Here is a 9,405-nt window from a genome sequence, read left to right as displayed (position 1 = left end):
GTTGCGGTCCCGCATGCCGCATAACTTCTGCGTCGTATCGGTATCCACAGACTTACCGCAACTGACAGGAGCCTGGCCGACCATAGAGAGCCGTACTAGAGACAACCAAGCCCCTGTCAGTTGCCCTCTCATATCGCCACCGGAGAGAGGGATGCCGGACTCAGAGGGTGGAACACTGGACCCTGACTTGCCGCTTATTCACCGGCTTGCGCGCAACTACTGGGCGATAGGAGTAACCCATGCTGACGCTTCCGGCATTGCGAGCGACCGCGCTGCCCCTTTTTCTTTTTCCAGCACACTCACTGAATGCACTCGAAAAAGCCCGGTATCTGACACCGGGAATGGCTTATTGCCGAGAGTGATTTCTAAAGCCCTGTACAAAAAGACATACACCCCAGATGACTAACGGAAAGCCGGGCCATAACTGATACTGAGTCATAAGGGTTGAGGTCATGCGGCGTTACCCTGCTCATTACCAGAGCCTAAATCAGCCTTGAGCTCGCCGTTTGTCATGACCTGAATCTGAAACTGGCGAAGCGGCGGAATACCGTCCTCCGGCCACTGGCGGACTGCCTCGTATGTAATGCCGAGCGCCTTTGCCAAAGCCGGAATGCCATCGAAATACTGAATTGCTTCGGAGCGTTTCATGATGCCCTCCATTGAACATGCAGATATTCAAGCATGCTTGCAGAGACAAAGCAAGCATACTTGTCAAGCTAGCTTGTATTCTCAAGCCATGGATATCATTGATCGCTTAGATCGGCTCATGGAGCTGAACAACATTCAGAGAAATCAGCGGCGCAAGATGCTTGCGTATGCGGCTGGTATTAGTCCGTCTGCCGTTGGCCAGTGGTACAACGGCAGTACGGGAAATATTAAAAATGAAAACCTCGCCAAGATTGTGGCTAAGTACGGGGGGACGGTTGACTGGCTCATAACAGGCAATGGTGAGCTTATAATTCCATCGGATGGCGGGAGGCCAATCGTTATTTCTGGCTCACATTCACATGTGGACAGCAATGTGGAGGCGGCCCCATTTTCTCCATCGACACGGAAGCTGCCGGTAATTAGCTACGTTCAAGCAGGGATGTGGGGTGAGGCTATCGATATATTTCAACCTGGTGATGCTGAGGAATGGGAGGAGGCTCCAGCGGCAGTAGGATCAAGCGCATTCTGGTTGCGCGTAAAGGGGGATAGTATGACCGCTCCTGTTGGACAGAGCATCCCGGCAGGCCACTTAATACTGGTTGACCCTGAAATAGCTGCGGAGAACGGAAGCCTAGTTATTGCCAAACTGACCAATAGCGATGAGGTGACGTTCAAAAAACTGGTTATCGATGCCGGACAGAAATACCTGAAGCCGTTAAACCCATCATACCCAGTGCTTCCTATTGACCAGGAGTGCCGCATAGTTGGGGTCGTGCGAGAAGCAAAGGTTAAACTGTATTAAGCCATGGAGGGTAGATGAAACTGTTGCATGTTGGATTCGTTGCAATCGGTATAATCGGAGTGTTAGCGATATCCGCCGCCGACAGATCAGAGCGATTCGATCACACGCATAGCGTTAAAAACTCCGGGATTGAAATCTACAGGTTTACTACCGAAAAGGCGCCAGCCGTACCAGAAGGCGTATTTGCGGCCACGGACTTTGAGCGGGTATTTAATGAAATCGGCGCCCCCTTGGGTACGGTTTATGAAACCGTCAGCAGATCAGGAAGTCGGTCATACTCCTGGCCGGTTGATGATGGCGGCTCGGTAACAGTGTTCAGCAAGACTTGCAGCGATGGAGTCGAATGCATCGACAGAATTGTTATACAACCCAGTGACCGGCAGCAGCTTGAAAACACAGCATCCACCGACGATAGCATGATGTTTATCAGTCCCGACTCGTTTGCATCATGGCCATTCAGCATCGAATATGGAATTTTATCCTGCGTCAAGGCGGGCGCTGTAACCGTGCGCACCTCACGCAACGAGTGGTACATGAACGGCATGGGCAAGACCTGGGTAACCCATGCCGATGATATATCGGAAATTCAGGTATCTGATCGCGGATACTCAGATATTTTAAATACCGGCCTCAAGCTCTGTGATTTATCAGGATAAAAACTTAACCCAATGCTGTTCGGATATGATTTCAATCTCATGTCCAGCATCTTGCATGGCTATGGCTTTTTCTATCTTCCTGCCCCATGAGCTATGTATCCAGTCGCGACTTCCCTGTTCGCCAATAACAACATAGCGCGTTGCTTTGTTTGGCGAGCGCGTACATCTCCCACCCCTGCTCGTTATTTCACTCTCGCAATCTGATCGTTTTCCAGAATAGAATGTCCCGGTAAGAACGAACGTCCTGCCTTCAAACTCAATACTTTCTGGCTCTGATACTGGTAATGCGGTTGAGCTTTTAATAACAGAGACTTCCCCAGTTTCCTCATTTATAGATTCCACCGGCGTCTTTTGGCTTCCGGTAATTGACGATAGTAAGTTCAGCAAATCCGCCGCTTCTCTATCATCAACAACCCCATCCGACAATACTTCACACAGCCGATCATAAATGATGCTGGCTGGCCATGTATCCAATAGGTCTGGCTGCGCATATAACCACTGCGCCAAATGTTCAGCCTCAGACTTGTTGACCTTGTCGTCAAAGATGATTCCCCGGCATATCCCGATTAGTTCATCAATGTCTCTCGTCTTATTCGCCGCCCTGCGCAAGCGCTCAGTCACTGGTTGACCATTGTCATCGTATCGCATCTTGCTCTCCCTGCTTTGCCTATAGATATCCCACGATATAAAAATTATCTACAAGCATGCTTGCATTAATAGATGAAGCATGCTTTCATGTATACAAGCTTACTTGAACAGCGAGGCGACGAAGATGGACTCTTACAAGCGAACTGAAAGCGGCTGGCAACTGGAGGACTGGGAATGTTCTCCGATGCGCCTATCAAACGGCCAGTCTCTAGCGCCGCGTGAGGCAATGACCGCACTCGGGACTATCTGCGGAGCAACTCAGAAAGAGATCGCCAAGGCGATGCACTGCTCTGTAGATAACGTGAAGCGCCGTATGCAGTCCATCTATTTCAAGACAGACACAAGCCGCGCTGTCGTGGCTATGAATCGCCTGATCGATGAAGGCGCCCTCCACCGCCTATCCGTCGCATTTCTCGCCGTTGCCCTATTCAACTCCAGCATGGTTGCTGCTGCCGATATTGACGCCGACATAGAGCGTAGAGGCCGCACCCGTCGCACCAGTCAGACCCGTAGCGGTAGACGCTCACGCATATCAGGTGGAGCACTGAGCGGCATGTTCGCGCAGTTGGATGACTGGCTGGGCGGTAGTGCCGTAGACATTTTTACCCATGCAGATATGAAGGCCGCATAGCCCATCTGCATAGCAATACGCGATAGACCGAGCAGGCGGATACCTGCCCAGCAATGACCCGCAATCCAAATCCCGTAGCGGCGAGCTGTGACCGAACCGAGCCTCTGCGATGCAAGACGGTAGGTGTGACGGGGACCACTAACAGGTCTTTTTCCAAGAGCGCATCAAGGTGTGCTGCTGGAAAAAACAGGAGATCACTATGGATGGTTTATTCATCGTGGCGCTGACCACTCTGGTCATCAGTGCCCTCTTCACAGTCGGGTTTATCTGTACCGCTGTCCTGATCGCAATATTCAAAGGCCCGAAAGCGGCCCGCCAATTCATTCGGGAGGAGTGGTGACTAGCAAATGATTTGGTGACCAACAAGAGTAATTGTCAATTTTTCGTGACCGCCTTAATTAGAGGGTATCTAGGAATGCATAATCTTGAATTCAATAAAACAGTGGAAGTATGGACTGTAGAGCAATGGATAGAGATGGACGACAACCCGATCCAGCGAAACACTGAAGACCGGGCTGTTCGAGCATCGAGAAAACACCTGCAAAAAAGCAGTGTTACGCACTCCACTGTTTTTGCAGCAAGCTGCGCTGAGAATGGACGGACCTATAAGCTGGATGGTCACACACGAGCTTATCTTTGGAGGACTGGGAAACTGGCGCCCCCTGAAAATCTACACGTTGTTATTCATCATGTGGATAAGCTTGAGGATGTAATCAATCTCTATAAGCAATTCGATAACAAGGACGCTGCCGAAAGCGCAACTGACAGGCTTCATGGTGCGTACAGGTATTTCGGATTAAGCGCTAAATCAGGCCTTGTGCGGATGGGTGGTATCAACTCTGCGATAAGCTTCATTACAAAAACCAGGGGGTTTCAATACGACCCATTGGTCCACGCTGAGAAGTTTATCCCCGCGCTTGAGTTGATTGATGAGGTCGGATTTTCTAAAGCGCAATTCTCCACTCCGTTTATCGCTGCCTTGCTTCTTTCTGTATTGGCTGATGGTCAGGAAGCGATCGGGTTTTGGAAGCGATATGCAAACGATGAGGGGATTAAGGATGAAAGAGGCAGGGATGGCGTGCAAGCCGCAGTTGAATTACGCCACAAGGCCAGAGCAGAGGGACGGTCGAGTTACGCTGCAGAAATAAGAGCAATAACAGAGCAGCTTCTAACCGCATATGGGGCTTTTAAAAAAGGACACTACGTAAAGAGGCATCTTAATAGGACGGCCGTAGAGAACTATATAAAAAACAACAACATCGTCGTAATGCCGGAAAAAACGAATGACAATAAAAATTAATAATCAGGAGTGGTGATGAACGCAGGACTGCACGATTACATCGGTCAGTTGCTGCACCAGCATCTGATCGCCGAGGACATGCGCGATGCCGAGGAAATCTATCTCGACGATCTGGAGCGCGAGCTGATGGCCGGGGAGATTGTCATCGGTCACGACTCAGTGACGCAGACGGATGCCGAGGTGGCCTTCTACGAAGCCGAAGATGCGGCATTTGATGAGCTTCAGGAGCGGCTGGAGAAGGCGGGCCCGGCAGAAAGCGCCGATCTGCTCGCAGCATTCAACGACCGGCAACAACGCTGGATCAGAGAGAACTTTATCCCGGAACTGGCCGAACGGATCGAGCACTGGAACCGCAATAACTCAGGGGAGGAAGCGGCATGAACACCATCGAACAGAAAGTACACACCCTGCTGGAACTGGGTATGGCGATCACCTTGGCCGGTAAGGCCCAAGCATTCGTAAGTTTTGAGGGCCACATCAACGGCATCGGCTACCACGCCTACCCTGTCGATCAACGTCACGCTGACGGCGTTAAGCGCGTGTACCTGGTTGATATGCAGATCGTCTACGTAGACCGGCCAGACGCTGAGCAGAGGCTGGATAAAGCCATCAGCGAGTTTCAGGCACTAATGCAGGAGCAAGCGGCATGAATGCAATCACGAAAACCAGCGCAGGCTTTGCGCTACAGCCAGCCAGCCTTAACGAGGCCATGGAAATGGCCAATATGCTGTCCGGTAGTCAAATGGTCCCGAAGTGCTACCAGAGCAAGCCGCAGGACACACTGGTGGCGATGATGATGGGCTCAGAGCTTGGCCTGAATCCGATCCAGTCCCTTCAGAATATCGCTGTCATCAATGGCAAGCCTGCCATCTACGGTGACGCTCTCTTGGCACTGGTCCAGAACCACCCGAAATTCGGCGGCCACGAAGAACAATTCGATGAGCAGTCTATGACCGCCACCTGCACCGTCTGGCGTAAGGGTGAGCAAAAGCCGCATAGCGTCAGCTTTAGCCAGACAGACGCCCAAAAAGCCGGACTCTGGGGTAAGCAGGGTCCGTGGCAGAACTATCCGAAACGGATGCTGATGTGGCGAGCGCGCGGCTATGCGCTGCGTGACAAGTTCGCCGATGCCCTTGGCGGTCTGATCACCGTTGAAGAGGCGCAGGATATTCCGGACGAGAGGGATATTACGCCGCGCCCTTCTCAGCCAGAGCCTGTCAGGCCAGCGCTTGAGCACTACCCGGATGATCAGTTCGACAAGAATTTCGGTGCTTGGAAGGCGGCAATTGAATCTGGCAAGCGCACCCCGGAACAGATCATCGCCATGGTCAGCAGTAAAGCTGTACTGACCGACGAGCAGCTGACTCAGATTCGCAAAGTCGCTGAAGGAGAAGTGGTGTGATAGGTGATTCCAACCCGATTCCAATAAGCCTTCTGAAAACCTTGGTCAGACTGGAAGTGGAGACAGGAAAACTCTACTGGCTTCCGAGGTCGGCTGAATTATTTTCAGGCGGCGTTCATTCGAAGGAGCAGGAAGCCAAGCGGTGGAATGGAAGGCATGCCGGAACAGAAGCGATGACAGGAAAAACGTCGCGTGGGTACAGGCATGGCCCATTGCTTGGTCGGTGGTATAGGGCGCACCAAGTCGTCTTCGCCCTTCATAGCGGTCGCTGGCCCTATGGTCATATCGATCATATCAATCACGACAGGTCTGACAACAGGCCAAGCAATCTGCGAGAGGTTGAGGCGCTAGAAAACGCCAGGAACGCGTCAACCAGAAGTGATAACACAAGCGGCCAGCCTGGAGTTGGCTTCGACAAATCCAAGGGTAAGTGGGTGGCCAGAATCTGCGACAAAGGGGAGCGCATTTACCTTGGTGCGTTTGGTTCGATTGGTGAGGCTGTTGCGGCGCGAAAGGCTGCCGAGCGGCGCATTGGTTACCACGAAAATCATGGGAGAAGCATGTCATGAAACAAGGCAAAGTAATAAACATCGTACAGGGGTCTGAGGAATGGGCCGCACTGCGCGCCCAGCGCTTCACGGCAAGCGAGGCACCTGCCATGGCAGGCAAGTCAAAATACCAGACACGATCAGCACTTCTGGAGCTAAAGCACTCCGGTGTAGCGCCAGAGGTTACGCCAGCCCAGCAGGCGATCTTTAACCGAGGTCATGCCGCCGAGGCCGAGGCGCGGAAGATCGCAGAGTTGCTTATAGGGGAAGAGCTATATCCCTGTGTCCTGGATGATGCTGAAGGCGGTTATCTAGCGTCAATGGACGGGCTCACCATGCTTGGGGATATTGGCTGGGAACACAAACTCATCAACCAGTCGCTGATCGAGCAGATCGATGCTGGCCATCTGGAGGAATATTACCGGATCCAGCTCGATCAACAATTCGCCCTATCTGGCTGCGAGAAGATCTTGTTTACCGCTTCTGACGGCACCGAAGATAACTGCAAGCACTTATGGGTAATGCGTGACGAGGCCAGATTCAAGGCGCTGGAAGCAGGCTGGGACCAATTCGCAGCTGACCTTGCCAACTACACACCCACTGAAGCAAAGCCGGAAGCCATCGGCAAAAACATCGAGGATCTGCCATCGCTGCGCATCGACCTGACCGGTGAGGTTCGCGCCTCCAACTTGCCGGAGTTCAAACAGTACGCTCTGGCAATGATCGAATCGATCAACACCGACCTCCAGACCGATCAGGACTTTGCCGACGCAGAAAAGGCAATCAAAGCCCTGGACAAGGGCGAGAGGCAGCTTGAGGCCACCAAGAAAGCAGCGCTTGAACAGACCGCCAGTATTGACGAACTGTTTAAGACGGTCGATCACCTGAAGGCAGAGATGCGCGACAAGCGCTTGTCGCTGAACAAGCTGGTCAAGGCCGAGAAAGAGAATCGCCGGTTGCAGATCATCAATCAGGTAAAGGCAGACTTTGACCAGTGGCTGTTCGAGCAGAACGCGCCTATCCCGGTGCAGACCGGGTTCGATCCAGCAATAGCCATGAAGGGCAAGAAAACCATCAGCAGCCTGCAATCGGCAGCGGATGACGAACTAGCCCGCGCCAAAGTCGAAGCCAAACAGCTGATTGATATGTTCAAGGCCAACAAGGCCGCGCTGGATGAACAGACCGAATACCTGTTCTTGTTCAGTGACTGGCAGCAGCTTATCCAGAAGCAGCCGGACGACCTGGAAGCAATCATCAAGGCCCGGATTGCAGAGCACAAAGAAGCTGAGCAAAAACGCCTTGATGCTGAGCGTGAACGTATCCGTCTGGATGAAGAGCGTAAAGCCAAGGCTGAAGCCGAACGGAAAGTGCGCGAAGAGCAGAAGGAAGAGCCAGCCTCTGAGCCGGGCCAGCTCCCTGAAGCAGCTGAGGCCCCGGCTGATGAAGTCACCAGGGAGCCGGTAGCACGGCCAAGTGTCTGCCGTGAGGAAGTCGATATCTCATGTTGGCTGTTTGATCACGCCAGCATCACCCAAGCCCAAGCCAAGTTCATCGCTAACGCAATCGTGACCGGCGAGGTTCCGCACGTAAATGCGCGAATCACAAAAGCCGCCTAACCCCATCATCGAAACCTGCCTAAACGGAATCAGCCTGTCTGCCACCCCTGAGCAACTGGAGCAGACACGGCTGGATCTTGCCGAGATTAAAGCCCAGAACCCCGGTATCGACTGGCAACCGGTCTACGCGGCGTATAGGCGGAGAGAGAAGGAGCTATCGGATGAGCACCGAAAAGACGCCCTGGAATCCGAGCAAACGAGCCACAGCGAGAGTCACGAATCCGCTACCAGCCCCGGAAGAATGCCCCCACTGCTACGACCATGAAACCGGGAAACCCTTCGCGCATATCGAAATCGTGAACAACGAAGAGATATACGGGCGCAGCTACGGCGATTGGCCCTGGGTTTATCAGTGCCAGCAGTGCGAGGCGTATGTGGGGATGCACCCACTTACAAATATACCTCTTGGAACGCTGGCCGATGGCCCTACCCGGCAAGCCCGCAAGCGTTGCAAAGAGACATTCGAAAACCTGCATCGCTCCGGCCGCATGACGCGCAGCGAGGCCTATGCCCGACTCGCGGAAAAGATGGGTATCCCTGTTGAGAAATGTCACTTCGGATGGTTCGACGCCGCTCAGTGCAAGCAAGCGGCAGAGGCAGCCCGCCAGATATTCCTTGAGTCACTTCAACCGAATTAGCGAGGCCCGCCATGACCCAGACAGCAACCGAATCTGGGGGGGTAATAAGCCACGCGGCATGAACGTCGCCAAAGCCAAGGCTCGGGAGGCCGCAAAAACCGGCGCCGGTCCTTGGGATTGCCCTTATACCGCTAAAGCCTGGAGAGCAGTCTGGCTGAGCGAACTTGAACGATCACAGCAGCTATCGCTGTTTTGAGGAGATAACCATGTACCACTTCAAGAATGCCGTGTTTTACCGCTTCCAGCCCGATGCTGATTTCAGCGATCAAGTATTGCAGGAAGCCCTGGACGGAAAGCCTTTCCAGACTCGCAGCCGCCACGAACACAAGCGTATTGGCTGGGACTCTCCGGCACCAGGATTGATTGATAGCCGGGTGTTTACCAGCAGCGGCGCTCACGCTATTTCGCTACATATCGAAGAGGCCATATTGCCGGCCGCTGCCGTTCGAAAAGCACTGAGCGAAAAGATCGCGCAAATTGAGTCGACGGAAAGCCGAAAGGTATTCAAGAAAGAGC

The 9,405-nt window shown here is 53.0% G+C and carries 14 protein-coding genes; 12 read left to right on the top strand and 2 right to left on the bottom strand.

Annotation, left to right across the window (positions count from 1 at the left end):
• Window positions 1–450: 450 nt before the first annotated feature.
• Window positions 451–648: a Cro/CI family transcriptional regulator gene (locus G403_RS0120025; RefSeq protein ID WP_027855567.1), complete on the bottom strand. Its 198-nt coding sequence runs from the start codon at window positions 646–648 to the stop codon at window positions 451–453.
• Between the two features lie 118 nt (window positions 649–766).
• Here G403_RS0120025 and G403_RS0120020 point away from each other — a divergent pair, with 118 nt between their 5' ends.
• Both G403_RS0120020 and G403_RS0120015 read left to right on the top strand, forming a co-directional pair.
• Complete coding sequence (locus tag G403_RS0120020) at window positions 767–1,450, top strand: S24 family peptidase (RefSeq protein WP_169719921.1); 684 nt, start codon at window positions 767–769, stop codon at window positions 1,448–1,450.
• A 14-nt stretch (window positions 1,451–1,464) separates the two neighbouring features.
• Complete coding sequence (locus tag G403_RS0120015; protein ID WP_027855565.1) at window positions 1,465–2,106, top strand: hypothetical protein; 642 nt, start codon at window positions 1,465–1,467, stop codon at window positions 2,104–2,106.
• Here G403_RS0120015 and G403_RS24080 read toward each other — a convergent pair.
• Complete coding sequence (locus tag G403_RS24080) at window positions 2,098–2,754, bottom strand: BRCT domain-containing protein (protein ID WP_051299340.1); 657 nt, start codon at window positions 2,752–2,754, stop codon at window positions 2,098–2,100. The genes G403_RS0120015 and G403_RS24080 overlap by 9 nt on opposite strands.
• A 124-nt stretch (window positions 2,755–2,878) precedes the next feature.
• Here G403_RS24080 and G403_RS0120005 point away from each other — a divergent pair, with 124 nt between their 5' ends.
• From G403_RS0120005 to rdgC, 10 genes are all read left to right on the top strand, one after another.
• The gene (locus tag G403_RS0120005; protein ID WP_156899751.1) at window positions 2,879–3,385 is read left to right on the top strand and encodes a helix-turn-helix transcriptional regulator; all 507 of its coding nucleotides are present in this window, start codon (window positions 2,879–2,881) and stop codon (window positions 3,383–3,385) included.
• Window positions 3,386–3,584: 199 nt separating this feature from the next.
• Window positions 3,585–3,725 carry a hypothetical protein gene (locus G403_RS25395; RefSeq protein ID WP_156899750.1) on the top strand — a complete coding sequence of 47 codons (141 nt, stop codon included), beginning with the start codon at window positions 3,585–3,587 and terminating at the stop codon, window positions 3,723–3,725.
• Window positions 3,726–3,800: 75 nt separating this feature from the next.
• The gene (locus tag G403_RS0119995) at window positions 3,801–4,685 is read left to right on the top strand and encodes a hypothetical protein (RefSeq protein ID WP_027855563.1); all 885 of its coding nucleotides are present in this window, start codon (window positions 3,801–3,803) and stop codon (window positions 4,683–4,685) included.
• 15 nt (window positions 4,686–4,700) lie between these two features.
• Window positions 4,701–5,066: a hypothetical protein gene (locus G403_RS0119990; RefSeq protein WP_027855562.1), complete on the top strand. Its 366-nt coding sequence runs from the start codon at window positions 4,701–4,703 to the stop codon at window positions 5,064–5,066.
• On the top strand, window positions 5,063–5,335 hold the full coding sequence (locus G403_RS0119985; RefSeq protein ID WP_027855561.1) for a hypothetical protein: 273 nt from the start codon (window positions 5,063–5,065) through the stop codon (window positions 5,333–5,335). The genes G403_RS0119990 and G403_RS0119985 overlap by 4 nt, the downstream gene beginning before the upstream one ends.
• Window positions 5,332–6,087: a recombinase RecT gene (locus G403_RS0119980; protein WP_027855560.1), complete on the top strand. Its 756-nt coding sequence runs from the start codon at window positions 5,332–5,334 to the stop codon at window positions 6,085–6,087. The genes G403_RS0119985 and G403_RS0119980 overlap by 4 nt, the downstream gene beginning before the upstream one ends.
• A complete protein-coding gene (locus tag G403_RS24715) occupies window positions 6,084–6,656 on the top strand; it encodes an HNH endonuclease signature motif containing protein (protein WP_051299338.1) in 573 nt (190 codons plus the stop codon). Before G403_RS0119980 ends, G403_RS24715 begins: the two co-directional genes overlap by 4 nt.
• A complete protein-coding gene (locus G403_RS24070; RefSeq protein ID WP_051299336.1) occupies window positions 6,653–8,251 on the top strand; it encodes a YqaJ viral recombinase family protein in 1,599 nt (532 codons plus the stop codon). Before G403_RS24715 ends, G403_RS24070 begins: the two co-directional genes overlap by 4 nt.
• Before the next feature lie 161 nt (window positions 8,252–8,412).
• Complete coding sequence (locus G403_RS0119965; protein WP_036234808.1) at window positions 8,413–8,889, top strand: zinc-finger-containing protein; 477 nt, start codon at window positions 8,413–8,415, stop codon at window positions 8,887–8,889.
• Between the two features lie 206 nt (window positions 8,890–9,095).
• On the top strand, window positions 9,096–9,405 hold a 310-nt coding region (gene rdgC / locus G403_RS0119960; protein ID WP_027855558.1), incomplete at its 3' end, for a recombination-associated protein RdgC.

It is taken from the genome of Marinobacterium litorale DSM 23545, from assembly GCF_000428985.1.
Classification (GTDB): domain Bacteria; phylum Pseudomonadota; class Gammaproteobacteria; order Pseudomonadales; family Balneatricaceae; genus Marinobacterium_D; species Marinobacterium_D litorale.
The sequence above is the reverse complement of the archived record's forward strand: the minus strand, read 5'-3'. Positions and strand labels throughout refer to the sequence as shown.

What these genes read in the sequence shown, in the direction of transcription:
- G403_RS0120025 (WP_027855567.1), bottom strand. Translation starts at nt 648, where the DNA reads ATGAAACGCTCCGAAGCAATTCAGTATTTCGATGGCATTCCGGCTTTG.
- G403_RS0120020 (WP_169719921.1), top strand. Translation starts at nt 767, where the DNA reads ATGGAGCTGAACAACATTCAGAGAAATCAGCGGCGCAAGATGCTTGCG.
- G403_RS0120015 (WP_027855565.1), top strand. Translation starts at nt 1,465, where the DNA reads ATGAAACTGTTGCATGTTGGATTCGTTGCAATCGGTATAATCGGAGTG.
- G403_RS24080 (WP_051299340.1), bottom strand. Translation starts at nt 2,754, where the DNA reads ATGCGATACGATGACAATGGTCAACCAGTGACTGAGCGCTTGCGCAGG.
- G403_RS0120005 (WP_156899751.1), top strand. Translation starts at nt 2,879, where the DNA reads ATGGACTCTTACAAGCGAACTGAAAGCGGCTGGCAACTGGAGGACTGG.
- G403_RS25395 (WP_156899750.1), top strand. Translation starts at nt 3,585, where the DNA reads ATGGATGGTTTATTCATCGTGGCGCTGACCACTCTGGTCATCAGTGCC.
- G403_RS0119995 (WP_027855563.1), top strand. Translation starts at nt 3,801, where the DNA reads ATGCATAATCTTGAATTCAATAAAACAGTGGAAGTATGGACTGTAGAG.
- G403_RS0119990 (WP_027855562.1), top strand. Translation starts at nt 4,701, where the DNA reads ATGAACGCAGGACTGCACGATTACATCGGTCAGTTGCTGCACCAGCAT.
- G403_RS0119985 (WP_027855561.1), top strand. Translation starts at nt 5,063, where the DNA reads ATGAACACCATCGAACAGAAAGTACACACCCTGCTGGAACTGGGTATG.
- G403_RS0119980 (WP_027855560.1), top strand. Translation starts at nt 5,332, where the DNA reads ATGAATGCAATCACGAAAACCAGCGCAGGCTTTGCGCTACAGCCAGCC.
- G403_RS24070 (WP_051299336.1), top strand. Translation starts at nt 6,653, where the DNA reads ATGAAACAAGGCAAAGTAATAAACATCGTACAGGGGTCTGAGGAATGG.
- G403_RS0119965 (WP_036234808.1), top strand. Translation starts at nt 8,413, where the DNA reads ATGAGCACCGAAAAGACGCCCTGGAATCCGAGCAAACGAGCCACAGCG.